Origin of the sequence: Vreelandella aquamarina (genome assembly GCF_020075495.1) — a bacterium.
GTDB classification, from domain to species: domain Bacteria; phylum Pseudomonadota; class Gammaproteobacteria; order Pseudomonadales; family Halomonadaceae; genus Vreelandella; species Vreelandella aquamarina_A.
Genome location: NZ_JABYQT010000002.1, coordinates 80,445 through 105,075, shown reverse-complemented (window position 1 = coordinate 105,075; position 24,631 = coordinate 80,445). Strand labels below are relative to the sequence as shown.

At 60.8% G+C, this 24,631-nt stretch carries 22 protein-coding genes; 10 read left to right on the top strand and 12 right to left on the bottom strand.

The window, feature by feature from the left end:
* The first annotated feature begins 291 nt into the window (after positions 1–291).
* The 3 genes from HW452_RS03200 (at position 292) to HW452_RS03190 (ending at position 2,533) form a co-directional block, all read left to right on the top strand.
* Entirely contained in the window at positions 292–954 is a 663-nt protein-coding gene (locus HW452_RS03200) for a transporter substrate-binding domain-containing protein (RefSeq protein ID WP_224104661.1), read from the top strand.
* Entirely contained in the window at positions 951–1,895 is a 945-nt protein-coding gene (locus HW452_RS03195) for a cation diffusion facilitator family transporter (protein ID WP_224104660.1), read from the top strand. The genes HW452_RS03200 and HW452_RS03195 overlap by 4 nt, the downstream gene beginning before the upstream one ends.
* A gap of 107 nt (positions 1,896–2,002) precedes the next feature.
* Positions 2,003–2,533 carry an STN domain-containing protein gene (locus HW452_RS03190; RefSeq protein WP_224104659.1) on the top strand — a complete coding sequence of 177 codons (531 nt, stop codon included), beginning with the start codon at positions 2,003–2,005 and terminating at the stop codon, positions 2,531–2,533.
* A 66-nt stretch (positions 2,534–2,599) separates the two neighbouring features.
* Here HW452_RS03190 and hmpA read toward each other — a convergent pair whose 3' ends face one another.
* The 7 genes from hmpA to HW452_RS03155 all read right to left on the bottom strand — a co-directional run bounded on the left by hmpA (position 2,600) and on the right by HW452_RS03155 (position 13,002).
* Positions 2,600–3,769, bottom strand: coding sequence for an NO-inducible flavohemoprotein (gene hmpA / locus HW452_RS03185; protein WP_224104658.1), 1,170 nt, complete (start codon positions 3,767–3,769; stop codon positions 2,600–2,602).
* A 144-nt stretch (positions 3,770–3,913) separates the two neighbouring features.
* Complete coding sequence (locus tag HW452_RS03180; protein WP_224104657.1) at positions 3,914–4,735, bottom strand: peptidylprolyl isomerase; 822 nt, start codon at positions 4,733–4,735, stop codon at positions 3,914–3,916.
* A gap of 33 nt (positions 4,736–4,768) precedes the next feature.
* Complete coding sequence (gene narI / locus HW452_RS03175) at positions 4,769–5,461, bottom strand: respiratory nitrate reductase subunit gamma (protein WP_224104656.1); 693 nt, start codon at positions 5,459–5,461, stop codon at positions 4,769–4,771.
* A 13-nt stretch (positions 5,462–5,474) separates the two neighbouring features.
* Positions 5,475–6,260, bottom strand: a complete 786-nt coding sequence (gene narJ, locus HW452_RS03170) for a nitrate reductase molybdenum cofactor assembly chaperone (protein ID WP_224104655.1) — start codon at positions 6,258–6,260, stop codon at positions 5,475–5,477.
* Positions 6,253–7,812: a nitrate reductase subunit beta gene (gene narH, locus HW452_RS03165; protein ID WP_224104654.1), complete on the bottom strand. Its 1,560-nt coding sequence runs from the start codon at positions 7,810–7,812 to the stop codon at positions 6,253–6,255. The genes narJ and narH overlap by 8 nt, the downstream gene beginning before the upstream one ends.
* The gene (locus HW452_RS03160) at positions 7,809–11,621 is read right to left on the bottom strand and encodes a nitrate reductase subunit alpha (RefSeq protein ID WP_224104653.1); all 3,813 of its coding nucleotides are present in this window, start codon (positions 11,619–11,621) and stop codon (positions 7,809–7,811) included. The genes narH and HW452_RS03160 overlap by 4 nt, the downstream gene beginning before the upstream one ends.
* 169 nt (positions 11,622–11,790) lie before the next feature.
* Positions 11,791–13,002, bottom strand: coding sequence for an NnrS family protein (locus tag HW452_RS03155; protein ID WP_224104652.1), 1,212 nt, complete (start codon positions 13,000–13,002; stop codon positions 11,791–11,793).
* Between the two features lie 178 nt (positions 13,003–13,180).
* On the opposite strand from HW452_RS03155, the gene HW452_RS03150 reads away from it, so the two are divergent.
* A complete protein-coding gene (locus HW452_RS03150) occupies positions 13,181–14,389 on the top strand; it encodes a trans-sulfuration enzyme family protein (RefSeq protein ID WP_224104651.1) in 1,209 nt (402 codons plus the stop codon).
* 125 nt (positions 14,390–14,514) lie between these two features.
* Positions 14,515–15,081: a YIP1 family protein gene (locus tag HW452_RS03145; protein WP_224104650.1), complete on the top strand. Its 567-nt coding sequence runs from the start codon at positions 14,515–14,517 to the stop codon at positions 15,079–15,081.
* Between the two features lie 55 nt (positions 15,082–15,136).
* Here HW452_RS03145 and HW452_RS03140 read toward each other — a convergent pair whose 3' ends face one another.
* Genes HW452_RS03140 through HW452_RS03130 form a run of 3 tightly spaced genes read right to left on the bottom strand, consistent with a single transcriptional unit; the run spans position 15,137 to position 16,546 of the window.
* Entirely contained in the window at positions 15,137–15,523 is a 387-nt protein-coding gene (locus HW452_RS03140) for a SirB2 family protein (RefSeq protein ID WP_224104649.1), read from the bottom strand.
* Between the two features lie 11 nt (positions 15,524–15,534).
* Positions 15,535–15,927, bottom strand: coding sequence for a ribonucleotide reductase subunit alpha (locus HW452_RS03135; protein ID WP_224104648.1), 393 nt, complete (start codon positions 15,925–15,927; stop codon positions 15,535–15,537).
* A 49-nt stretch (positions 15,928–15,976) separates the two neighbouring features.
* Complete coding sequence (locus HW452_RS03130) at positions 15,977–16,546, bottom strand: hypothetical protein (protein WP_224104647.1); 570 nt, start codon at positions 16,544–16,546, stop codon at positions 15,977–15,979.
* A 177-nt stretch (positions 16,547–16,723) separates the two neighbouring features.
* On the opposite strand from HW452_RS03130, the gene HW452_RS03125 reads away from it, so the two are divergent.
* The 4 genes from HW452_RS03125 (at position 16,724) to HW452_RS03110 (ending at position 22,785) form a co-directional block, all read left to right on the top strand.
* The gene (locus HW452_RS03125; RefSeq protein WP_224104646.1) at positions 16,724–18,622 is read left to right on the top strand and encodes a type IV pili methyl-accepting chemotaxis transducer N-terminal domain-containing protein; all 1,899 of its coding nucleotides are present in this window, start codon (positions 16,724–16,726) and stop codon (positions 18,620–18,622) included.
* Positions 18,619–19,287 carry a two-component system response regulator NarL gene (narL, locus tag HW452_RS03120; protein WP_224104645.1) on the top strand — a complete coding sequence of 223 codons (669 nt, stop codon included), beginning with the start codon at positions 18,619–18,621 and terminating at the stop codon, positions 19,285–19,287. Before HW452_RS03125 ends, narL begins: the two co-directional genes overlap by 4 nt.
* Positions 19,288–19,526: 239 nt before the next feature.
* Entirely contained in the window at positions 19,527–21,122 is a 1,596-nt protein-coding gene (locus tag HW452_RS03115) for an antiporter (protein ID WP_224104644.1), read from the top strand.
* Positions 21,123–21,291: 169 nt separating this feature from the next.
* Positions 21,292–22,785 (top strand): MFS transporter, encoded by a 1,494-nt coding sequence (locus HW452_RS03110; protein WP_224104643.1) that lies wholly within the window; start codon positions 21,292–21,294, stop codon positions 22,783–22,785.
* Positions 22,786–22,888: 103 nt separating this feature from the next.
* Here the strand turns inward: HW452_RS03110 and HW452_RS03105 are convergent, their stop codons facing one another.
* The gene (locus HW452_RS03105; RefSeq protein ID WP_106373268.1) at positions 22,889–23,209 is read right to left on the bottom strand and encodes a carboxymuconolactone decarboxylase family protein; all 321 of its coding nucleotides are present in this window, start codon (positions 23,207–23,209) and stop codon (positions 22,889–22,891) included.
* Between the two features lie 178 nt (positions 23,210–23,387).
* Entirely contained in the window at positions 23,388–23,804 is a 417-nt protein-coding gene (locus HW452_RS03100; RefSeq protein WP_224104642.1) for a MarR family winged helix-turn-helix transcriptional regulator, read from the bottom strand.
* A gap of 192 nt (positions 23,805–23,996) precedes the next feature.
* On the opposite strand from HW452_RS03100, the gene HW452_RS03095 reads away from it, so the two are divergent.
* A complete protein-coding gene (locus HW452_RS03095; RefSeq protein ID WP_224104641.1) occupies positions 23,997–24,563 on the top strand; it encodes a YIP1 family protein in 567 nt (188 codons plus the stop codon).
* Positions 24,564–24,631 lie beyond the last annotated feature (68 nt).

Genomic DNA, 24,631 nt, shown 5'->3' with positions numbered 1-24,631 from the left:
CCATGCACGCCAATTTCGATAAATGAATGCCGAAACCTCGCATCATCTAATTTATTTAATTTTAATATTTGATAAAAAAAGGATATGAACAACAATTCCAAAAGCGCTGACGCCCGTCTTCTTACCCTTGGTTGTTCAATTTTTAACACTCACTTAATGCCATGTTTTATAATATCTCTCGCTGACGGAATATTGCCGGAAGGCATTCCGATCCATCAACTCAGGGAAGAGACAATGATCAGCGAGAAGCACCCATGTTTGTCATCATGCGTACCCTGTCTGCTGCTAGTCGTGTTGACTCTGTCAGGCTGTCGCTACCCCCAGGATATCGAAGGCTCGATGGAACGCATCGACAATGGCGTCATGCGGGTCGGTGTTTCGGAGAACCCTCCCTGGGTCATTGAAGCCGCCGATGGGCCTGCCGGGCTCGAAGTGGAACTGGTACAGGCGCTCGCCGACGAACTCGGTGCGACCATCGAATGGCACTGGGGGGGCGAAAGCCACTTGCTGCTGGCCCTGGAGCAGCATCAACTGGACCTGGTCATCAGCGGTCTGACGGAAAACGCCCGTATCAGCCAGTTGGCGGCGCCCACCAATGCCTACTATCAAAGTGATTACAGAGTCGGTGCGCCTCTGGGCATGACGCTGCCCGATACCCTCGAAGGCCAGGACATCACGCTCTCTGCGGTCAATCATGTTGCCCGCTCGCTCGAAAAAGAGGGTGCTGTCGTGCATCTGACGACTCCCCCTTTGCCAGATAACCAGCTGGTGGTGCAGCCCACCTGGTGGCTGATGGCGCACGACTATGCAATGAGTCACGACACGCTCGCCACCGATGCGCATATCATGGCCCTTCCCAAGGGCGAAAACGCCTGGATGATGGCCGTGCAGCGGCACCTGGATAGCGCCAGCGACATTGAACAACGGCTCAAGGGGTGGGAAACAGATCAATGAAGATACGCCACGTCTTTCATTTACCCGCGCACAAGCAGAAAGATCTCGATTATCTGATTCGCCTCGAGTGGTGGAACCTCGCCTTTCGCATTTCCATCGTCAGCATACTCGCCCTGGTGCTGGGCAACAGCCAGGCCATGAAGGTCGCATGGCTTGAAGACATGCTATCGCTCATCCCCCCCATCGCCTTTTTGCTAGCCGTCCGTTTTCGCGCGCGGGCACCGAACAAAACCTATCCCTATGGGTATCAACGCGTCACCATCATTGCGTTTCTGCTCACCGCCATGGCGCTGAGTTCGATGGGCTGCATCCTGTTGATCGATTCGTTGATAAAGCTCATGCAGCGTGAACACCCAAGCATTGGTGCCATCGAGCTGTTCGGGCATACGATATGGATGGGCTGGGTCATGATTGCGGTATTGATCTACAGCGTGATTCCGCCGGTGATCATTGGCCGTCTACAGCTCAAGGCAGCGGCTAAAGCGCATGAGAAGACCGTGCACGCCGATGGCAAGATGAGCAAGGCCGACTGGATGACAGGGCTTGCCGCCATCGTTGGCGTTCTCGGTGTCGGCGCTGGCTTCTGGTGGGCCGATGCAGTGGCGGCGGCCATTATCGCTCTGGATGTCACCAAGGATGGCTTTGTCAACCTGAAGGAAGCGGTAAGCGACCTGATGGACCGCCGCCCTCACCTGACCGCCGATAGAACCCCTGAACATCTGGAGGAAGCGCTCGAAGACGAGCTGAAGGCGCTGCCCTGGGTAATCGATGCAGAGGTACGCCTGCGTGAGGAGGGCCACGCATTCAGCGGCGAAGCTTTTGTGATACCCGATAGCGATGAACATCTGGCGCGCCGCCTTGCAGAAGCCTCCGAGTACCTGACGAACTACGACTGGCGAATCTACGAAATCGTCGTAACCGCACGGCCCAAAGAGAGTTGAAGCGCTTGGCATACGGCTGGGCTATTATTCGTCGTTGAAAGCGTCATTGCCACGAGCAGTGCGCTGGCTGCCCTTCGACGCTCGTTGCCCCTCATGTGAGGATTGCCATGAAACACCGCTATACCGCTGCCTTTCTGCTATCTACTATGTTTACCCTGCCGGTCTACGCGGACTGCCAGCGCGAAGCAATCGACCACGACATATCGCCCCAGCGGCTGGACGAAGCGCTTCATCAGCTTGCCCAGCGCTCCGGTTGCTTCATCGCCATCGATCCAACGCTTCTTGCCGACGAGCAGGCGCCAGCGCTCAACGGCACGTATCGCCCCGAAGAAGCGCTTTGGGAACTATTGAAGGGATCCGGCTGGGAAGGCTACCCGACCGATGAAGGGCTTGAAGTGTCAAAGCGTGAACAGGCGTGGGTCGAAGCGCGTACCCAGGCGCTGCGCGAGACGGTACAAGCGCGTGATTCGCTGAGCGAAGACGACCGCATGGCGTACTTTCAAGAGCTGGCAGCCCTGGAGCAGAGCGTAAGCGAGCTTGCCCGCGAACAGGGTTTCATCAGTGCGGGCGAACATGCAAGCTTTGAGCGCCGCTTGAACGAGCTGGCCGAAAGCCTCGAAACCGACGACCAGGCGTAACCGCTGAACCACGAAGGCCTGGGCTACGCCCAGGCCTTTTTGTTGAGGCTCGATATTCCTAGGCCATCAGGCAGCTTCGAGCGCCTTGGCCGGCCCGAAATGCTCGAAGTGACGATGGGTTTCCGCCACGCCGAGAAGCTCCAGGCTTTGGTTGATTGCCGCCATGAAGCCATGGGGGCCAACAAAGTAGCAGCGAGTGTTGGGTACCAGGTACTTGGCGAGCAGGCCCTGGTCGATGCGCCCCTGGTGATCCCCCTGGTCACCCTGCTCGAGCACCGTAACCGCCGTCAACTGGTCCGGATAGGTGGCGGCCAGCTCGTCGATGGCCTCGGCAAACGCACGGCTGTCCATATCGATGGCGGCATGCAGGTAGGTAACCTGGCGGCCCTGGCTCAGCGCCTGCTTGGCAATCGGCAGCAACGGCGTCTGGCCGATGCCGCCGCTGATCAGAAGCAAGGACTCGTCGCCATCCTTGAGCGTCAACTCGCCCGCCGGGGGAAGCAGTTCGATGACATCGCCTACCGTTAGCTGGTCATGGAAAAAACGGCTGGCGACGCCATGCGGTTCCCGCTTGATGGATAACCGGTAAGAGCGGCCATTAGGCACATCGGAAAGGCTGTAATGGCGAGACGCCGGCACCCCATCGATATCCAGCTTCACCCCGATGTACTGCCCGGGAGTGTAGTCCGCCACCGGGCCACCATCTTCGGGCTCCAGGATGAACGAACGAATGACACGGCTCTCCTGGCGCGTATCGGCAATACGAAAACGCCGCGTACCCCGCCAGCCGCCGGGTTTCTGTTCAAACGCCTGGTAACGCTGCGCTTCCAGGTCGATGAGCAGGTCGGCAAGCTCCTGATAAAGCGCACCCCAGGCATCGGCAACCTCTGCGGTCACGGCATCGCCCAGCACCTCACCGATGGCCACCAGCAGGCACTCGCCTACAATCGGGTAGTGCTCGGGCTGGATATCCAGCGACACATGCTTGTTCACCACGGTTTCCATGATCTGCCGCGCGGTTTCCGGGTTCTGGCGCACGCCTACATAGGCAAGAATAGAGGCCGCCAGCGCCCGCGGCTGACCACCATCTTTCTGGTGTGTCTGGTTGAACAGCGACTTGACCTGCGGGTAGCGCTCGAACATCAGCGGATAGAACCGCGCGGTAATCGTATTGAGGTGTTCCGCTACCACGGGGGCGGTGGCGGCAATGGTCTGTTCTTGTGCCTGGGTCAGCATAACGGCCTCTTTTCAACGGCTTGCTAAAGATTCATATTGAATACATCTTTAAAATAACAAGCCTTTCGCGATGCGTACATGAGCTGCGTCAATAAAACGCGCGGTTGTCGGTAAATAGATCCGTACTCACTAACCGTACTCGCTTTACTGCATCAAGCTGCCGCCGGCATCGTCGTCCAGCATGACCCCTTCGACGCCGATTTCGCTCTCCAGCGCCAGCAGGTAGTGGCGTAATGCGCGGCGTGTCGACTGTTCTCTCAGGCTATGGCGTACCCGGTCGGCCACCTGCTCGAAAGGCAGTGTCTGCCCTTCTCGACGCTCGTCGATACTTACCACGTGAAAGCCATAGCGAGATGCCAACGGGCGCTCATGCAGCCCTTCGGGCAGGTGCTGCAAGGCACGGTCCAGCTCGGGTACGGTCTGGCCCGGCACCAGCCAGCCCAGGTCGCCGTCCATCTCCCGAGAAGGACAGGCGGAGTGGCGCTGCGTGAACTCGGCAAACCGCTCGGGTATCTGCACAAGCTCACCCAGCAGCTTTTCACCCAGCCGACACGCTTCATCACGCCCCCTTGAATCATCCGGCGCCGCCGCCAGCAGAATGTGCCGCACACGGAGCTGGGTCGGCTCGCTGAAGCGCTCAGGATGGGTCTCGAAAAAGCGCCGACAATCTGCCTCCTTGGGTTCGGGCACGTCCAGTTCCTGCTCCAGCAAGGCGGCAATCGCCACCTCTTCCTGGGTCAGCGTGGCCGCCTCAGACGGCATCAAGCCAAGCGCCCGGGCGCGCTGGCGCAGCAGCTCCCTGACGACCAGGGCGCGCGCCGCCTTGCGCTGGGCCTCCCCCGCCGTATCGGCGGGGTGATACTGCATTTCCAGCGCTATCGCTGCGTCATCGATACTGACGTCGCCGACATGTACCAGTGGGGTGGCGACACCTCCGGGCAGTTGTTCGATATCAATCATCTGCATGTCATCTCTCCTTCAGACCAGGTCAGCGATGGCTCAGCCGCGGCGGCGAACTAGCTGGTAGCGCCGGGTTACATAGCCAAACGGTGCGCTCCATACGTGCACCAGACGTGTGAACGGGAACAGCAGGATAATGGTCAGGCCGAGGAAGATATGGACCTTGTAGATCCACGAGACGTCCTGCATATAGTCCGCCGCACCACCGCTGAAGAACACGATGGCCTGGGCCCAGCTGGAAAGCGTGAGCATCATTTCGCCGTCCATGTGGCCCAGCGAGAAAAAGATGGTGCCCATGCCCAGGCCCGCCTGAACGACCAGAATGGCCAGAATCAAGGTGTCCATCAGGCTCGAGGATTGGCGCACGCGGGCCATGAACAGCCGGCGATACAGCAGCATGCCGCCGCCTACCAGGCACATCGCACCGGCAATTCCGCCGACCACGATCGCCACCAGCTGCTTGGTGCCGGCATGCAGGAACGGCGCATAGACCCAGTGCGGTGTCAGCATGCCCACCAGGTGACCAAAGAAGATCACGATGATCCCGACATGAAACAGGTTGCTGGCCAGGCGCATGTGCCGGGAAGACAGCATCTGGCTGGAACCGGTCTTCCAGGTGTACTGGCCGTGATCGAAACGGACCAGGCTGCCCAACAAAAACACCGTGCCCGCCAGATAAGGGTAGTAACCGTAGATCAGGTGGATAAAGTAGTGCCCAATCGCGTCATACATGGCGTCTCTCCTATTAACGATTGGCAGAAGAAATGGGTGAGGACACCGGCATGATGCGAACGGCCTCGCTCTTGACGGTATGCTTGCGCTCGGCCAGGCGGCGGCCTTCGGCAGACTGCAGGGCGCAATCTTCATCAGACGCCGCCGAGAAGCGCACGGCCTCCTCTTCCCATACCGCATCCAGCGCTTCTGGCGTGTTATCCGGCGTTTCCTGCTTGACCTGTGGGCGGTGTACGTCGACCTCCTCCTCGGCCCCGATCAACGCCAGAAGCGACAGCGGCACCAGCGCGTGATCCGCCCCTCGCTCCTCGAGCCGAGCGGTGAGCAGCGCCAGAATATGGCGTATTTCGCCCAGCCAGCGGCCGATCTCGGCCTCATCGCACAGTGAAAGGTACTCAAGAAATACCGGGAGGTGATCCGGCAGCTCGCGGGCGTCCAGCTCGAAGCCCGCCGCGCTGTATTCGGCCATGAGATCGACCATGGCCTGACCGCGATCACGGGACTCACCATGCACGTGCTCGAACAGCAGTAGCGACGTTGCGCGGCCCTTGTCGAACAGCGCCACGTACTCGGCCTGGAGCGACAGCAGGTCGCCATCGTGCAGCCGTTGGCACCACTGCATCAGCGATGACCTGAGTGCCGCCCCCAGGCGGCGCTCGGCATTGATGATCTCGATAAGCTCGCCGCAGGCGTCTTGCAGCGCCTGGGTCGGGTAATCGAGCAGGCGGGCCAGCACACGCAGGCTACGCATGCCTTGAACGGCTGCTGACGGCAGGTCTTTCAGAGCGGTGTCATGCATGACGATCCTCCTCGAACTGTTGCGGTTCGAACACCTCGACCGGCTCGACAAGCACGCTGGTCTGCTTGCGGCCATTGAACAGGTTGGGCCGGCTTTCACCGTGGCAGCCATCACCAAAGGTAAAGCCGCATCCACCCCGCTCGGGGAAGGCATCAACCGCCATCTCGCGGTGGCTGGTGGGAATCACGAAACGGTCTTCGTAGTTGGCAATGGCCAGGTAGCGGTACATCTCTTCCACCTGCGCCTCGCTCAGGCCTACGGCATCAAGCACCTCGGCATTGGCCGCGCCCTCCACGTGCTTGCTGCGCATGTAAAGCCGCATCGCCATCAAGCGCTTGAGGGCCAGCACGACAGGCTCTTCTTCGCCGGCAGTCAGCAGGTTGGCCAGGTACTTCACCGGGATACGCAGCGACTCGATCCTGGGCAGAATGCCGTCGAACTCCACGTGACCGGCTTCTGCGGCCGATTGAATCGGCGACAGCGGCGGCACGTACCACACCATCGGCAGCGTGCGGTATTCAGGGTGCAGCGGCAGCGCCAGCCCCCAGTCAATGGCCAGCTTGTAAACCGGTGAGGCCTGGGCGGCCTTGATGACATTCTCCTGAATGCCATCGCGCTTGGCTTGGGCAATCACCTCGGGGTCGTGCGGGTCGAGGAAGATATCGCACTGGCGGTGATAAAGGTCGCGCTCGTCTGGCGAGCCTGCCACCTCCTCGATGCGGTCGGCGTCATACAACAGCACGCCCAGGTAGCGAATCCGCCCGACACAGGTCTCGGAGCAGATGGTCGGCTGGCCGGACTCGATACGAGGGTAGCAGAAGATGCACTTCTCGGACTTACCGCTCTTCCAGTTGTAGTAGATCTTCTTGTAGGGGCAGCCGGAGATACACATCCGCCAGCCGCGGCACTTGTCCTGGTCGATCAGCACGATGCCATCCTCTTCGCGCTTGTAGATCGCCCCGCTCGGGCAGGACGCCACGCACGTAGGGTTCAGGCAGTGCTCGCACAGGCGCGGCAGGTACATCATGAAGGTGTTTTCAAACTGACCGTAAATGTCCGCCTGCACCTTGTCGAAGTTGGCATCCTTGCGCCGCTTGGCGAACTCGGTGCCCAGAATCTCCTCCCAGTTCGGGCCCCACTCGATCTTCTGCATGCGCTTGCCGGAAACCAGCGAACGTGGGCGCGCCACCGGCTGGTGCTTACCGATCCTGGCAGTGTGCAGGTGCTGGTAATCAAACGTGAACGGCTCGTAGTAGTCGTCAATTTCCGGCAGGTCCGGGTTGGCGAAGATATTCGCCAGCACCCGCCACTTGCCACCGATGCGCGGCTCGATCCGGCCATCGCTGCGGCGCATCCAGCCGCCCTTCCACTTGGCCTGGTTCTCCCACTCCTTGGGATAACCGATGCCGGGCTTGGTCTCGACGTTATTGAACCAGGCGTACTCCACGCCTTCACGGCTGGTCCAGACGTTCTTGCAGGTCACCGAACAGGTGTGGCAACCGATACACTTGTCCAGATTCAAGACCATGCCTACCTGGGAACGAATCTTCATTTCGCGGCCTCCTTAGTGCTGTTCTCAAGAGCCACGTTCTCCTGAACGCTGTCGTTGCCTTCGTCGTCCAGCCAGTCGACGTGTTTCATCTTGCGTACCAGCACGAACTCATCGCGGTTCGAGCCGACGGTGCCGTAGTAATTGAAGCTGTAGGAGAGCTGCGCGTAGCCACCGATCATGTGGGTCGGCTTGGGGCAGACCCGCGTCACCGAGTTGTGAATGCCTCCACGCGTACCGGTAATCTCGGAGCCGGGGACGTTCACCTGGCGCTCCTGGGCGTGGTACATCATCACCATGCCCGCCTTGACCCGCTGGCTGACGATGGCCCGCGCAGTGATCGACCCGTTGGCGTTGTAGACCTCGATCCAGTCGTTATCCTCGATCTCCATGTCCGCGGCGTCCGTTTCGGAAAGCCACACCACCGGGCCGCCACGGTTGAGCGTCAGCATCAGCAGGTTGTCCGAGTAGGTGGAGTGGATGCCCCACTTCTGGTGCGGCGTCAAAAAGTTCAGCGCCTTGCTCTTGAAGCCGTTGTCCGCGGGAAGCGTGAACCCCTTGGCGGCCTTGGTGTCGATGGGCGGGCGATAGACCAGCAGGCTTTCTCCGAAAGCGCGCATCCAGGCGTGATCCTGATAGAACTGCTGGCGGCCACTCACGGTGCGCCAGGGAATCAGCTCATGAACGTTGGTGTAACCGGCGTTGTAGGAGACGTGCTCGTCTTCAAGGCCAGACCAGGTCGGGCTCGAGATGATCTTGCGCGGCTGGGCGACGATATCGCGAAAGCGAATCTTCTCCTCGTGCTTGGGCCGCGCCAGGTGGGTATGGTCGCGTCCAGTAATCCTTGAGAGCGCGTCCCAGGCCTTTACCGCCACCTGGCCGTTGGTTTCCGGTGCCAGGGTCAGAATCATCTCGGCGGCGTCGATGGCACTTTCGATCAGCGGGCGCCCCTTCTGCGGGCCGTCCAGCTTGCGATGGTTGAGCTTGCCCAGCAGCTCGACTTCCGCCTCGGTGTTCCAGGCAATGCCCTTGCCGCCGTTGCCAATGCTTTCAAGTAAAGGCCCGACGGAGGTGAAGCGCTCGTAGGTTTCCGGGTAGTTGCGCTTGACCTCGATCAGCGAGGGCATGGTCTTGCCCGGAATCGCCTCGCACTCGCCCTTCTTCCAGTCCATTACCGCCGGCTGGGCCAGCTCTCCGGGGGAGTCATGCTGCATGGGCAGCGTGACCAGGTCGGTCTCCTCGCCCAGGTGGCCAACGCACACCTTGGAAAACGCCTTGGCAATGCCCTTGTAGATATCCCAGTCGCTGCGCGATTCCCAGGCCGGGTCGGTGGCGGCGGTCAGCGGGTGAATGAAGGGGTGCATGTCCGAGGTATTGAGGTCGTTCTTCTCGTACCAGGTGGCCGTCGGCAGCACGATATCCGAGTAGAGGCAGGTGGTGGACATGCGAAAATCCAGCGTCACCAGCAAGTCGAGCTTGCCTTCCGGCGCCTCGTCACGCCACACCACTTCTTCAGGCTTCTGGCCGCCAAAGTCGCCAAGGTCCTTGCCCTGAATCCCGTGGCGGGTGCCCAGCAGGTACTTGAGCATGTACTCATGGCCCTTGCCGGAGCTGCCCAGCAGGTTGGAGCGCCAGATGAACAGGTTGCGCGGGAAGTTCTGCGGCGCGTCCGGGTCTTCCGCGGCAAAGCGCAGCCCGCCACTCTTGAGCTGGGAAACCGCGTAGTCGGCACTCGACATGCCCGCCGCCTCGGCCTTCTTCGCCAGGCGCAGCGGGTTGGTGTCCAGCTGCGGGGCCGACGGCAGCCAGCCCATGCGCTCGGCGCGCACGTTGAAATCGATCAGGCTGCCCGGGTAATCCTCCACCCTGGTCAGCGGCGAGAGGATCTCCTTGATTTCAAGCTTCTCGTAGCGCCACTGAGAAGAGTGGTTATAGAAAAACGACGTGGAGTTCATGTGCCGCGGTGGGCGCTGCCAGTCAAGGCCGAAGGCCAGCGGCGTCCAGCCGGTTTGCGGACGCAGCTTCTCCTGGCCTACATAGTGCGCCCAGCCGCCACCGCTCTGGCCGATACAGCCGCACATGACCAGCATGTTGATCAGGCCACGGTAGTTCATGTCCATGTGGTACCAGTGGTTCATGCCGGCACCGACGATGATCATGCTGCGCCCGTGGGTCTTGTTGGCGTTGTCGGCAAATTCGCGGGCAATACGGGTGCACTGCTCGGCCGGCACCCCGGTGATCTTCTCCTGCCAGGCCGGGGTATAGGGGCGGATCTGATCGTAGGTGGTGGCGCCATCGTCCTCATGGTCGCTGACCAGGCCGCGGTCGATGCCGTAGTTGGCGCACATCAGATCGAAAACGGTCACTGCCAGAAAGTCGCTGCCATCGGCACGTGTGAGCCGCTTGACGGGCAGGTTATGGAACAGCAGGTCATCGGCGGCGCCCACACCGGCGCCTTTGACGTGCTCGAAATGTTCGTGCTCGATGCCCCCGAAGTAGGGAAACGCCACCCGTGCCACGCTATCGTGATGGCCGGCCAGGCTCAGCAGCGGCTTGATCTCGGTGCCCTCGGCATCCAGCGGCTCCAGGTTCCACTTGCCCACCTCATCGCCGGTTTCCCCCCAGCGAAAGCCGATGGACCCCCGCGGCACCACCAGCTGGTCACGGGTTTCATCCCAGGCGACGGTCTTCCATTCGGGATTGTTTTCCTGACCCAGCGCGGCGTCGAAATCGCTGGCGCGCAGCTGGCGGCCGGGAACAAAGCTGCCGTCTTCCCGCGCCTCAAGTTCCACCAGAAACGGCATGTCGGTATAGCGGCGCACGTAGTCGGTGAAGTAGGCACTGGGGTTCTCGAGGTGGAATTCCTTGAGAATGACGTGCCCCATGGCCATGGCGAGTGCGGCATCGGTGCCCTGCTTGGCCGACAGCCACTCATCGGTCAGCTTGGAGACCTCGGAGTAGTCCGGGGTGATCGAAACGGTCTTGGTGCCCTTGTAGCGCACTTCGGTGAAGAAGTGCGCATCCGGGGTACGCGTCTGGGGTACGTTGGATCCCCAGGCGATGATGTAGCTCGAGTTGTACCAGTCGGCGGATTCGGGCACGTCGGTCTGCTCGCCCCAGGTCATCGGAGACGCCGGCGGCAAATCGCAGTACCAGTCGTAGAAGCTCATGCACACGCCGCCGATCAGCGACAGGTAGCGGCTGCCCGCCGCATAGCTGACCATCGACATGGCGGGAATCGGCGAGAAGCCGATGATGCGGTCCGGGCCATACTGCTTGGCGGTGTAGACGTTGGAGGCCGCGACCAGCTCGTTGAGCTCGTCCCAGTCGCCGCGCACGAAGCCCCCCATGCCGCGGGCACGCTTGTACTGCTTGGTCTTGGCCGGGTCTTCGACGATGGAGGCCCAGGCGTCCACCGGGTCCGGGTTGGCCTTGAGCGCCTCGCGCCACAGCGCCAGCAGCGGTTTGCGAATCAAGGGGTACTTGAGGCGGTTGGCACTGTACAGGTACCAGGAGTAGCTGGCGCCACGTGGGCAGCCACGCGGCTCGTGGTTGGGCAGATCAGGCCGGGTGCGCGGGTAGTCGGTCTGCTGGGTTTCCCAGGTCACCAGACCGTTCTTGACGTAGATCTTCCAGCTGCACGAGCCGGTACAGTTCACGCCGTGGGTGCTGCGCACCACCTTGTCGTGCTGCCAGCGGGCGCGGTAGCTATCCTCCCACTGGCGGGATTCGCTGCGCAGCTCGCCGTGCTCGTTGGCAAAGGGCTCGCGGGACTTGCGAAAGAAATTCAGCCGGTCTATGAAGTGACTCATGGTCGCTCTCCTGGCTCCTCGAAAATGTGCGTACCCGAAGCGGGTTCCATGGAGAGGATTCTGAGCGATCGATCGACGAATTACTGCGTGGTTACCTCCATATACACCCCTTCTACCCCCAAGGTGATAGAGAGGCGAGCACAAGGGAATACGCTGGCGGCCAAGGCCTTCAGCCATCCTGGCCGTCGATGCGCGCTTGCATCAACGGCCAGGTGTAGTGCGCCAGAAATACGGCGTAGGCCAGGCACCAGAGGATGATGCTCAGCGTATACATCCAGTGGGTGACCTGCGGGAACAGCGCCAGCACCGGTGCGCGTACCAATGCAGCTATCAACATCATGCCCAGCGCCCCGCCAACCCCCGGCAAGGTACGAATAGGCCGGGCGGTATGGCCCAAGGACACCCGGGCCATCATGGCCAGCATCATGGTGCCCATGCCACCAATGGTCAGGGCATGCACAGCGAGGTCGACACGCATCACTCCCATGAGGGCCAGCACCCACAGAAAAAGGCCTAGCGGAATGCAGGCGTAACTCGCATGCAACCCCCACAGCAAGGGCTCCCGCCAGCTGCGAAGCCCGCCCCAACGCGCCATGCGAACGAAATTGGCCAATGCCGCAATCAGCATCACGGCGCCCAGTAACGCATTCGATACACTCATTCCCAGCATGATGGCGAGCTGCAGCAGCACCGCGCCTGCTGTGCTCATCAGCGTCACGCTTTCCAGCAAGAACACAGGCTCCGCTCTGGAAAGCCCGAGCCGGTTAGCGGTAAACATGGCAATCACCCGTCCGCCCACGATTACCATGACCAGCGAAATCAACAAAACGGCCAAGTAAGCAGCCTGACGAATCAGCACCGCATCGCCTTTCATTACGCCTAGGTGCATGGCCAGATCGGCAAGGCCAAACAGCAGCAGCGTGGGAATGAAGATCACGTTGCGCCAGCGCCTTGCAGTGATCACCAGACGCGCCATGACAACGGCGACCACCGGCAGGAATGCACCATCAATTACCAGCAATAACCAAGCCGGAAGCCCCAAGGGGAAAGCCATCAGCCCCCGGCCCATCAGCCACAACACCACAAGGCCAAGTAACGGCCCGCCGCTCAAGCTCGACAACCCCGTCCAGTTACGTACAGCGGTAAGCAGAAACCCTGCCACCACCGCCGCGGCAAAGCCAAACAGCATCTCGTGCTGGTGCCAGAACACCAACCCGCCATAAGGACGCAGCAGAACATGGCCATGCCAGAAGGCCAGCCACACCAGCAGAGATACGATGCTGAACAGTGCCGCCAGCAGGAAAAAGGGCCGAAACGCCAGGCGCAGCAACGGCAACTGGGTAATTGTGGCGGCACCTCGGGAGAAAGCATTGGTTGGCATAGCGTAATACCCCACTAAATCACTCGGATATCCATTGTGATCCAGGGGCTTGATGAAAAGGATGACAGATATCAACAAAGCATCGTGTGGGCTTACGCAGTCAGCCGCCTTGTCATGGCCAACATCCTACTTAAACTAGAACCGACTCGATCAAAAACCTACCACCGGGAGTTGCACCATGTCGGACCCGCGTTCATCTCGTTTTGGCGCCGCTACGCTGGCCATTCACAGCCAACAGCAACAGGATGCCTTCGGCAGCCCCCATATGCCGATTTACGATACGACGACGTTCGCCTACCCCGATACGACGGCCCTGCTGGAAGTAACTGAAGGACGTCGGCGTGCACCGCTTTACTCGCGCTATGGCCACAACCCGACGCTTTACGCCCTGGAGGAAACGCTGGCCGCGCTGGAAGGCGCCGAGAAAGCCTGGGCATTCTCATCCGGCATGGCGGCCATCAGCACCCTGTTTCTGAGCCACGGCCGGCGTGGCATCGCCTGTCTGGGCGAGATATATGGCGGCACGCTGGGCCTGCTCGAGCATCAGTTGCCCGAGCTGGGTATCAACACACACTTTCTGCTGGAGGGGGACGATTTTGATGCGCTGGAGCACTTGCTGGCCTCAGGTGTAGGGCTGGTCTACATAGAGACCCCCACCAATCCGACGTTGCGGCTTACCGATATTGCCGCAGTGGCCGAACAAGCCCACCGTCACGGGGCCCTGGTGGCGGTAGACAGCACGTTTGCAACCCCCATCAACCAGCAGCCGCTGGCACTGGGCGCCGATATCGTGGTGCATAGTGCAACAAAGTACCTGGGGGGCCACAGTGATCTCACCGCCGGTGCGGTCATGGGGTCAGCCAAGCTGCTCGACGCGATGTGGCCCTGGCGGCAAAACCTGGGCTGCGCCCTCTCGCCGCAAATGGCATCGCTGCTTTCACGAAGCGTGCGCACGTTGCCTTTACGCGTCGAGCGGCACAATGCCTCAGCACAGGCAATCGCCGAGGCATTGCTGGGGCATCCTGCTATCGCTCGTGTGCTCTACCCAGGGCTGCCGTCGCATCCGGGGCATCGTCTGGCACGCCAGCAAATGCGCGGTTTCGGCGGTATGCTGACACTGGAGTTTGTGGGTGGGCGCGACGCGGCGACAAAGGTGGCAGACCGGTTGGCGCTTTTTGCCATTGCCCCCAGTCTGGGCGGTGCTGAAAGCCTCGTCACTCAGCCATGCACGACATCGCATGCAGATATTTCCGCCGAAGAGCGGGCAAAGCGTGGCATTACAGATGGAATGCTGCGCCTTTCGATTGGCCTGGAAGATGCCGAGGACCTTCTCGATGACCTGCAACAGGCCATAGCGACACTTTCCGAGAGCGATAACACGCAGTAGAAAAGCGCCATGTCGACAGGCCCGTTCACTTGACAGAATGCCAATAACGCCTAATTCTAACTACTAGTATCACAATATGATATTTATAAGCCGACCGCGATCATAACCGAATGAGGGATGACATCATGACCCCATTAGCCGTTATTCAGTTGCCTTTCACCCAGCAAGGAAGCTGGCAGCGCTTGCAGCAGCGCAGCCCGTCCATCGCCACGCTGGCCTGGTGTCTGGTGTTACCCATGTCGTTAGTGCCGCCTTTGATGCTCTATTATGCGGGCACTCACTACGGGGATGTTTTCGTCGCCGGCTTCGCCGACCGGCAGTGGCGGTTCATCACGACCATCCTGTTTCTGGCCGAGCTGCTGACCTTCTTCGTGATGGGCTGGTTGATTCACGCCGTCGTCAACAGCGACCGCGAACTTGCCATCAGCTACCACGGCGCCTATCTGTTAGCGGCCCTGGCGCCGCTGCCCTTGTGGTCTGCTGCATTTGCGCTGCTGGTTCCCAGCCTGCTCTTCAATGCAGTGGTAGTCCTGGCGGCGCTAGGTATCTCCTGCAGCCTGGTCTACCACGGGTTACAGGCCCTGTGTGAACGCCGGGCCAATGATGTCACTACCATGTCCGTTACCTACACCATCATGGCGGCTGGATTGCTGGCGTGGGGCTTGCTGATGGCGATTGTCTGGGCCTACTGATTGGCCTTGGCGCGTTGCTTGAGCCCTGGCCCCTGCTTGCCTGAATATCGGCGCCTCAGGCAAGCCAGGAGAGCGGGCTGTGCCGAATGGCGGCCCCCACCATGTACACGAAGGTGGCTACTGCCAGGACAGCGGCCAGGGCACGCACTCGGGGCGTCGGCCCTCGCTTGATGGCCACCGTTCCAATACCGATATAGGCGAGCAGCGCCAGCAACTTCGCCGCCAGCCAGGGAAGCTGCCAGGGCCATACGGAAAGCAGCAGCATCAAGGTGACGCCCAGCCCCAGCAGAACCGTATCGATGAGATGCGGCAACACCTTGACCCAACGGGCATCGAGCCGTGGATTTTCCTGCACGGACCACCAGGCGCGCACCACGAAAAACGTGATACTCAGCGCCGCCGCACTCATATGCAGATGCTTGATCAGAAAATAGTGCTCCATACCAGCCTCGCCTAGCCCACGTTGACCGTATTGCCCTGTGGGTCGAACACAAGAAAAGAAGTGATATTACCCATTTGCAGAGACTCCATCATGCGCTGAAGCTGCCGCTCTATCTCGGCGTCAGCGCCCGGATCATCCACGGCCGCTGCCAACATCAGATCCCATTGGATGTCGGTACGGCGCGACTCCTCGACCAGAACCGCCATGCTGCTCAGCTCGTCGGGGGATTTATCCACGCAGATCACCGGCACCAGCACGCCTCCCTCGCCCTGCTCGAAGCGGCGGCGCTGCTCGGGATCGGGGAAATCCGGCAGCTCGGCGCGCACAAACACGAACAGCAGCCGCTGGGGGCGGGGCTGCCGGCGGGCTTCTTGAAGTAAATCGGCAAACGTTGCAATCGTCATGAACCCAACCTTATCGGTAGTGGAGGTAGTTGCCATGGGTCTGGCGGGCCTAGGCGGGAGACTCCACGAAAAGCCATAGCAGTAGCGTTATCATCAACAAAGGAATCAACAGACTAAGGGGCGCAACCTGCCAGCCATAGGCCTGGACGACCAGGGGCACCATGTGCAGGGAGAACCCCACGCCGGCCACCACCGCCAAGCCAAGACCGGCATAAAGCGGCATCGTGCGTCCGGGCATCCAGCCTCTGGCATGGGCGATGCCGGTTGCCATCACCGCGCCCCCCAGCCCCAGCCCGCCTCCCACCAGCAGCAGCATCCACGTCTGGTCGGCCACGCCGAACCCGCCCAGGGCCAGTGCCAGGCCCAGCAATAGCCACTGCATCAATCGGCAGGTATCCCCACGGCGGGCCAGGTTCCAGGCCGGCCACGCCAGCAGCATGGCGCTCACCAACGGCAGCAGCGCGTAGGCCGGTTGCCTGGCGAGCAGGGCATAAAGCGTCCAGCTGGCCACCGCCAGCGCACTTGCCAGGGGCATGAGCAGCATAGCGACCAGCAGCTGATAACCATTGACCGACTCGACGGATGCCTCGAGCGAAGGAGGAGGAGTGGATGAAGGCATGGTGTTTTCCGGCGAGGGTATGAAGACATCAGAAGACGTGCAAGAATTGTCGGCAATTAGACAAGACCGGTCAAAAGGCATCGGAGGTAGTTCGGCTAACCCTTAAGGGATAGCCCTCGCTTGCCGATGCGTAAAGTGGCACTGCTCCATTTCTCATTACGCGCTATCGGAACTGCCATGAAATTACTTCAACGCTCCCTGGTGGCCCGCATCATTGCGTCACTGCTTGCCATCAGCGGTATGGCATTTGTCAGTATCTCGCTCACCATGATGATGTCCGCCAGCACCCACGGCGATGCCGCGGCAATCAACGTGGCGGGCTCCTTGCGCATGAACGCCTACCAGATCATGGGGGAAGTGCAGCGCGCGCAGTACGTTCCTGATGACACAAGCGAGGCACGCCTTGCCGAGTTGATGGCCCGTTTTGACCAACGCCTCAATGGCCCTACCCTGCAGCACAGCGTCCCCGACAGCGCGCGTCACGAGCGCCGCCGCCAGCTGGACAAGCTCCAGGCCTACTGGCAGACCACCCTGCGCCCCACGCTGCTGGAAGCATCCGCCAGCGATGCCCCCGACCTGGACGCCCTGCAAGCCATGATGACCGCCATGGTCGATGATATCGATACCCTGGTGCTGCAGCTTGAGCAAAGCACTGAAGCCAAGGTGCAGCTACTGGGCATGATGCAGATACTTTTCCTGACGCTGATCGCCATCGTGGTGTTGATCGCTTTGTACGACGTTCGCCACAACCTGGTAGTGCCTCTGCGCCAGCTCATGGTGCTGGCCCGCGAAGCCGCCCAGCGCAATTTCGACCACCGCTCGAAGCTGCGCGGAAGCGACGAACTGGCCCTTCTGGGCGACACTTTCAACAAGATGTCCGCCGAGCTGTCGGCAAGCTACGCGGCGCTAGAGGAGAAAGTATCGCGCAAGGAGCAGGAGCTTGAACGCAGCAACCAGGCGCTGCGCGTGATGCACGATGCCGGCCGCTCGCTGTATGGCGGTGGCAACGATCTGTGTTCCAGCGCCGCTCCCATGCTGCGCGAACTGGAAAAGCTGCTGGACATCGGCCCGATACGGCTGTCGCTGAACGATCCTTTCGACCAGCGGGAAATGCTGGTGCTGGAAACCCACTCGCCTACCCGGCCGGAATATTGCCGCGACCAGGAGTGCCACGCCTGCCTGATCGACCCCCGGCCGCTGGAGCTGATGGCCTCCGACCAGGCGCAGTGCCTGCTTCTCCCCATCAGCGTCGGCGATACGCTGCTCGGCACGCTCGAAGTGTGGTATCACCAGGAAACGCTCAACGACAATACCCACCGCCTGCTCACCATGCTGGCGGACCAGCTCGCCACGGCGGTGTACCTGCAGCGGCGCATCGAGGAGCAGCAGCAGGTCACCTTGATCAACGAGCGCACCATCATCGCGCGCGAACTGCACGACTCGCTGGCCCAGTCGCTCTCTTATCTCAAGATGCAGGTAGCGCGGCTCGAGCGCATGCAGCAGAAAGACGCCTCGCGCGACACCCAGGCGGCGGTCTTCGACGAGTTGCGCAGCGGCCTGAACAGCGCCTATCGCCAGCTGCGCGAGCTGCTTACCACCTTCCGGCTGAAGCTCGATGGCCCGGGGCTTCAGTCTGCGCTGCGCCAGACCGTCGATGAGTTCACCCAGCGCCTGGGGGCTACCGTCGAGCTTGACTATGATGTGCCGCCTTACCTGCTGAACCCCAACGAAGAGATTCACGTGCTTCAGATCATTCGCGAGGCGCTGGCCAATACTCACAAGCACGCGCAAGCTCACTGGGCGGCGGTGACGGTGCGTTTTGCCGATGCCCAGCTGCTGGTTCGCATCGAGGATGACGGCATCGGCCTGGAAGACGACAGCTCGCCACCGATGCACTACGGGCTGGTCATCATCCGTGACCGGGCCAACACCCTGAACGGAGAGCTGAGTATAGCCAACCGCCCCACCGGTGGAACCAGCGTCGAGCTGGTCTTTACGCCGTTGACCGCTCGCCTGATTCAGCAACAGCCCGCGACAAGCGCCACCCACTCTTCTGGTACAGAGACCTTGAGATGACACCGATAACCGCCAACGATACTCCCGCCAGCCTGCTGATCATCGATGATCACCCGCTGCTACGCCGCGGCGTGGCGCAGCTGCTCGAGCTTGAAGACGACCTGGAACTGGTGGGTGAAACGGGCGACCCCGAGGCAGGCATTGCGTTGGCCCTGGAACTCGAGCCAGACCTTGTGCTGCTCGATCTGAACATGCCGGACATCAACGGCCTGGAGGCCCTGCGCCGCCTGCGTGAAGCGAACTATGGCGGCCGCGTGGTGATGTTCACCGTCTCCGACCATGAAGAAGACGTGGTGGCCGCGCTGCGCACCGGCGCCGACGGCTATCTTTTAAAGGACATGGAGCCCGAGGACATGGTACGCCAGCTGCGTCAGGCGGCCCTTGGCCGCATGGTGATCAGCGAAAGCCTGACCGCCCTGCTGGCCGAGGCACTGCGTAACCAGCGCAGCGCGCCCAGCACTCCCGACATCCATAGCCTGACCCAGCGCGAACGCGAGATACTCAAGCAGCTGGCCGGGGGGCTTTCCAACAAGCTGATTGCACGCAAGCTGGACATTACCGAAGGCACCGTCAAGGTACACGTCAAGCACCTGCTCAAGAAACTCAACCTGCGCTCACGGGTGGAAGCCGCGGTGTGGGCTGTACAGGAAGGCTTCGACGCCTGAGCAGCGCGGTGTGGTTACCTCCAAAGACTCCCAAGGCGCCGCAAGGCTTGCACCCTCTACCTACCGCTTGAACTTTTACGTTTCAAATCAATTACCTGCTTATCACCAGCACCTACCTCTCAAGGGGTAGGCCGCTGATTTTCAGGCGTTTTCAGCCGGTTTCCCAATACCTCCCCTCCGCGTATCTTGCTTTTTAACTGCTACCCGCAGACAGGTTTTGACGCTAAAGGGAAACCGCCATGAGCAAGAAAAATGCCGATATTCACCAGTGGGACATCGAAGACGAGCAGTTCTGGGAGCAAACCGGCAAGCGGGTCGCCAACCGCAACCTGTGGATCTCCATTCCCAGCCTGCTGATAGGGTTTGCCGTATGGATGATGTGGGGCATGATCACCACCCAGATGCAGAACCTGGGGTTTTCGTTCACCACCGACCAGCTCTTCGCCCTGACGGCCACGGCGGGCCTGGCCGGCGCCACGCTGCGTATCCCCGCCTCGTTCATGCTGCGCCTGGCCGGCGGGCGCAACACCATTTTCCTGACCACCACGCTACTGGCCATTCCCGCCGCGGGCACCGGGTTCGCCCTGATGACGCCCGGCACGCCGTTCTGGGTCTTCCAGGCACTGGCACTGCTTTCCGGTATCGGCGGGGGTAACTTCGCCTGCTCCATGAGCAACATTTCAAGCTTCTATCCCAAGCGCCAGCAAGGGTATGCGCTGGGCATGAACGCAGGGCTTGGCAACTTCGGCGTCACCACCATGCAGATTCTGGTGCCGCTGGTGATGACCACCGGCATCTTCGGCGCGATTGCCGGCGCCCCCATGGAGCTGCAAAGCGCCAGTGGCACCTTGATTGGGCGTATCGAGGCGGGCACCGACACCTGGATCCAGAATGCCGCGTTCATCTGGCTGGTGTTCTTGATTCCGCTCGCGTTTGCCTGCTGGTTCGGCATGAACAACCTGCGCACCATCACGCCCAACCCCGGCACTCCGCTTCAGGCCTTTGGCAAGATCTCAGGGCTTTACGGCGTGGGTATCATCGCCACCGTCATCGGGTTGGTGGTGCTGAACTGGCTGAGCATGTGGATCGCCCTGCCGCTGACCATTCTGGTGACACTTGCCATGCTGCGCCTGCTGCCCGGCGAAGAGATAAAACCCAATATCCAGAAGCAGTTTGCCATCTTTCGCGACAAGCACACCTGGGCGATGACCCTGCTCTATATCCTTACCTTTGGCTCCTTCATCGGGTTCTCTGCGGCGCTACCGCTCTCCATCACGATCATTTTCGGCAGCATGATGGACGTGGCGGCCGACGGAACCGTGACGCGCGTCGTCAACCCGGACGCCCCGAGTGCCTTGACCTGGTCCTGGATCGGCCCCTTCGTGGGAGCGCTGGTACGCCCTATCGGCGGCTGGATCGCCGACAAGCTCGGCGGCTCGCTGGTCACGCAGATGGTAACGGCGGTGATGGTCGTGGCCTCCATCGTGGCCGGTTACACCATGATGCTGGCGTACAACGCCACGGACCCCAATCAGTATTTCTGGATCTTCATGCTGCTGTTCATCGTGCTGTTCACCGCCAGCGGCATTGGCAACGGCTCCACCTTTCGCAGCATCGGCTTCATCTTCGATGCCCAGAGCAAAGGACCGGTACTCGGCTGGACAGCCGCCGTGGCGGGCTACGGCTCGTTCGTCGCGCCGGTAATGATCGGTGATCAGATCAAGGCCGGCACGCCGGAAGTCGCCATGTACGGGTTCGCCGTGTTCTATGCCGTCTGCCTGGTCATCAACTGGTGGTTCTACCTGCGCAAGGGCGCTTACGTGAAGAACCCCTGATGGCCGCCGCTTTTTGCCCGGCGCACCGCGCCGGGCGCTTGCCCCCTACCGCGCTGCGGGAGGACACCATGACGATCATGATTACCGAAGACCACGATTGCCCATGGTGGGTCGCGCAACGCCAATTGAGCCGTCTTTATTCCCTTGCGGGATACAGGATGATACGACCATGAAAGTTTCCGCTGTGTTCAAATTTCGCAGTCCTGAAATCCGGGCGCTGCACCTGACCTGGATCGCTTTCTTCATCACCTTCTACGTGTGGTTCAACATGGCGCCGCTCGCCTCGAGCATGCTCAAGAGCGTCGACTGGCTGACGCCGGACGATCTCAAGCTGTTCGCCATCTGCAACGTTGCCCTGACCATTCCCGCCCGCATCATCGTCGGCATGGCCCTGGACCGCTTCGGCCCGCGCCGGGTCTTCTCGGTGCTGATGGTGAGCATGTCGGTGCCCGCGCTGGCGTTCGCCTTCGGCAACAGCCTGACGCAGCTGCTGGTGGCACGCCTGGTGCTGAGTTCGATTGGTGCAAGCTTCGTCGTGGGTATCCACATGACCGCCCTGTGGTTCAAGCCCAAGGACATCGGCTTTGCCGAAGGCTTCTACGCCGGGTGGGGTAACTTCGGCTCGGCGGTCGCGGCCATGACACTGCCAACCATTGCCCTTGGCCTGTACGGCGGCCCCGACGGCTGGCGCTGGGCCATTGCCCAGAGCGCCATCGTGATGGCGGCTTATGGCGTTTACTACTGGTTCGCGATCACCGACGGCCCGGATGCCCAGTCCCACCGCAGGCCGCGCAAGAGTGCTGCCATGGAAGTCAGCTCCTGGGCCGACATGGTCAAGCTGATCATCTGGACCATTCCGCTGGTCGGCGTACTCGCCATCCTGGTCTGGCGTATTCAGTACATGGGCTATCTATCAATCACGGGAGCGGTGGCGGCTTACCTCGCCATCGTTGCCATCGTCATTTACCAGATCGTCCAGATTCTGCGGGTCAACCTGCCCATTCTGCGCAAGGGTGTGCCTGAGGACGACAAGTACTCGTTCAACAGTGTGGTCGCGCTGAACAGCACCTACTTCGCCAACTTTGGCGCCGAGCTGGCCGTCGTTTCGATGCTGCCCATGTTTTTCGAGGCGACCTGGGGGCTCAATGCGGCAACGGCCGGGCTGATCGCGGCATCGTTCGCCTTCGTCAACCTGGTGGCACGCCCCATGGGCGGCATGGTGTCAGACCGCATGGGAAACCGGCGCTTCGTGATGCTGTGCTACATGTTTGGCATCAGCGTGGGATTTCTGCTCATGGCCCTGCTCGATTCGAGCTGGCCGCTGATGCTGGCCATTGCCGTGACCATCGCTACGTCGATTTTCGTGCAGGGGGCCGAAGGTGCCACCTTCGGCATCATTCCCTCCATCAAGCGGCGCATTACCGGCCAGATCTCGGGCATGGCGGGGGCCTACGGCAACGTGGGAGCGGTGGTCTACCTGACCCTTTATACGTTCGTCACGCCATCGCAGTTCTTCTACATCATTGCGACCGGCGCGTTCATCAGCTGGTTGATCTGCCTGGTATGGCTCAAGGAGCCAGAGAGTGCCTTCGATGACGAGTATTATGTCTCTTCAGTGGACAGGGCCATCGAAGCGCGGGCAATGCAGGGAACCAGCCCCTAGGCGCCCAGGCGGGGTAACGACGCTGCCCGACACTCAAGGAGCCGGGCAGCACATTGACCAAACGGAGCGAGGTTGACTGCATGGAACGCCGCTACCCATGGCATCAATCGGGGTCGGTGATGTCCTCGATCCAGGTCAACGCCGCCACGGCCGTCGGAAACCCGGTGGTGGGAATGGCCAGCATGGCGACCTGCTTGAGCTCCTCGGCACTGATGCCCTCCTTGAGAGCGCGACGCACATGGGAGTGAACGGCGCCTTCAGAGCGCGAGCCAATGGCCAGCGAGAGTTTCACCAGGCGCCGGCTGCGCTCATCGAGCGGCCCGGATTCGGCACAGGCCTTGCCCAGAGAGGCGTAGGCATCCCAGATATCCGGGTACTGATTGGCAACGTCGCCGGCACCGGACGGTAGATCATGCTTGCTCATGGCGTAATACCCTAACGATAACGTGTATGAGACCACAGTATAGAAACAGGCCACTCAAATGCTACCCAGCCAACGCAAAGGCTACGCGGCGGCCAGCGTTTGAGCGTTTGGTGAAAACCGTTGCAACAGAGGTATGTAATGACGCGTGACACTACCAGGCGCCTGCCTGATATCAGGGTCAATCGGGGTTGCCCCAGAAAGGAAATGGCGTGTCTTCCTGCAGGTGGCGCAACTCCGGTTGATGGGCCTGCGCAATCTGCGTTACCCGCGTTACCCCTTCTTCCAGCAGGTGCACCTCTATCTGCCGGCGATCCTCGCGTCCTCGTCGTCGTTCGACCAGCCCCAGCTGCTCGCAGCGGTCAACCAGGGCCACGACCCCGTGGTGCTTGGCCTGAAGGCGTTCGGCAAGCTCACCGATGCTCGCCCACTCTCTTTCCGGAAACCCGCGCAGGTGCAGCAGCAGCTGATACTGCAGGGGTGTCAACCCATGGCGGCGGCAGATATCCTCACTCTGGCGCAGAAAGCAGCGCAGCCGGTAACGAAATTGCGACAGCTGCTCGAATTCGCGTTTATCAAGGGGAGGTTGCTGGCTCATGCGCTCGCTTCTCTTGTCAGGCGTTCCTTGTCAGAACGTCTCTTTTCAGAACGTCTCTTGTCACAGACGAGTCGGCCACAGGGGCAGTGCCACATGCGCAGTGCCCGTGGTTTTTTAAAAAGTATCACAATATGATACATATAACCATCATGCCTATCGCCCACGAGTCCATAATCACAGCAGGAGTCTGACATGAATGCACTGACGTTACTCAAGCTGCCGTTCAGCCACCGCGACGGATGGAAAGAGCTTCAGGCATCCACCCCTTCCATCGCCTTGCTGGGGTGGTGCGTGGTCTTGCCCCTGGCGATTTTGCCGCCCGTGATGCTCTATTTCGCAGGCACCCACCATGGTGATGCGTTCATGGCCGGCTTTGCCGACCGCGAGTGGCGCTTCATCACCACGGTCATCTTTCTGGCAGAGCTGGTCAGCTTTTTCGTTCTGGGGTGGGTAATACACGCCGTCGTCAACGGCACCGAAGAGCTGTCCATTCGCTATCAGGATGCCTATCTGCTGGCGGCCCTTGCCCCATTGCCGCTGTTCGTATCATCGCTGGTGCTGCTGATACCTAATTTATGGGTCAACGTTGTCGTCATACTCGCAGCGCTGGGCGTTTCCTGCAGCCTGCTATACCACGGGCTACAGGCCCTGTGTACCCACAAGGCCACCGACATGGTGACCATTTCCGTGACCTACACCATCATGGCGGCCAGCGCGCTGGGTTGGGGGGTGCTGCTTGCGCTTATCTGGGCTTACTGAACTGCACAGACGTTTGCCGAGACAGGCAATGCTGGCTAGGCTTGAAAAGTCGGCAACGATGCTGGTGC

Coding starts and splice junctions, on each gene's coding strand:
- HW452_RS03195 (WP_224104660.1), top strand. CDS start 951: ATGAAGATACGCCACGTCTTTCATTTACCCGCGCACAAGCAGAAAGAT.
- HW452_RS03190 (WP_224104659.1), top strand. CDS start 2,003: ATGAAACACCGCTATACCGCTGCCTTTCTGCTATCTACTATGTTTACC.
- hmpA (WP_224104658.1), bottom strand. CDS start 3,769: ATGCTGACCCAGGCACAAGAACAGACCATTGCCGCCACCGCCCCCGTG.
- HW452_RS03180 (WP_224104657.1), bottom strand. CDS start 4,735: ATGCAGATGATTGATATCGAACAACTGCCCGGAGGTGTCGCCACCCCA.
- narI (WP_224104656.1), bottom strand. CDS start 5,461: ATGTATGACGCGATTGGGCACTACTTTATCCACCTGATCTACGGTTAC.
- narJ (WP_224104655.1), bottom strand. CDS start 6,260: ATGCATGACACCGCTCTGAAAGACCTGCCGTCAGCAGCCGTTCAAGGC.
- narH (WP_224104654.1), bottom strand. CDS start 7,812: ATGAAGATTCGTTCCCAGGTAGGCATGGTCTTGAATCTGGACAAGTGT.
- HW452_RS03160 (WP_224104653.1), bottom strand. CDS start 11,621: ATGAGTCACTTCATAGACCGGCTGAATTTCTTTCGCAAGTCCCGCGAG.
- HW452_RS03155 (WP_224104652.1), bottom strand. CDS start 13,002: ATGCCAACCAATGCTTTCTCCCGAGGTGCCGCCACAATTACCCAGTTG.
- HW452_RS03150 (WP_224104651.1), top strand. CDS start 13,181: ATGTCGGACCCGCGTTCATCTCGTTTTGGCGCCGCTACGCTGGCCATT.
- HW452_RS03145 (WP_224104650.1), top strand. CDS start 14,515: ATGACCCCATTAGCCGTTATTCAGTTGCCTTTCACCCAGCAAGGAAGC.
- HW452_RS03140 (WP_224104649.1), bottom strand. CDS start 15,523: ATGGAGCACTATTTTCTGATCAAGCATCTGCATATGAGTGCGGCGGCG.
- HW452_RS03135 (WP_224104648.1), bottom strand. CDS start 15,927: ATGACGATTGCAACGTTTGCCGATTTACTTCAAGAAGCCCGCCGGCAG.
- HW452_RS03130 (WP_224104647.1), bottom strand. CDS start 16,546: ATGCCTTCATCCACTCCTCCTCCTTCGCTCGAGGCATCCGTCGAGTCG.
- HW452_RS03125 (WP_224104646.1), top strand. CDS start 16,724: ATGAAATTACTTCAACGCTCCCTGGTGGCCCGCATCATTGCGTCACTG.
- narL (WP_224104645.1), top strand. CDS start 18,619: ATGACACCGATAACCGCCAACGATACTCCCGCCAGCCTGCTGATCATC.
- HW452_RS03115 (WP_224104644.1), top strand. CDS start 19,527: ATGAGCAAGAAAAATGCCGATATTCACCAGTGGGACATCGAAGACGAG.
- HW452_RS03110 (WP_224104643.1), top strand. CDS start 21,292: ATGAAAGTTTCCGCTGTGTTCAAATTTCGCAGTCCTGAAATCCGGGCG.
- HW452_RS03105 (WP_106373268.1), bottom strand. CDS start 23,209: ATGAGCAAGCATGATCTACCGTCCGGTGCCGGCGACGTTGCCAATCAG.
- HW452_RS03100 (WP_224104642.1), bottom strand. CDS start 23,804: ATGAGCCAGCAACCTCCCCTTGATAAACGCGAATTCGAGCAGCTGTCG.
- HW452_RS03095 (WP_224104641.1), top strand. CDS start 23,997: ATGAATGCACTGACGTTACTCAAGCTGCCGTTCAGCCACCGCGACGGA.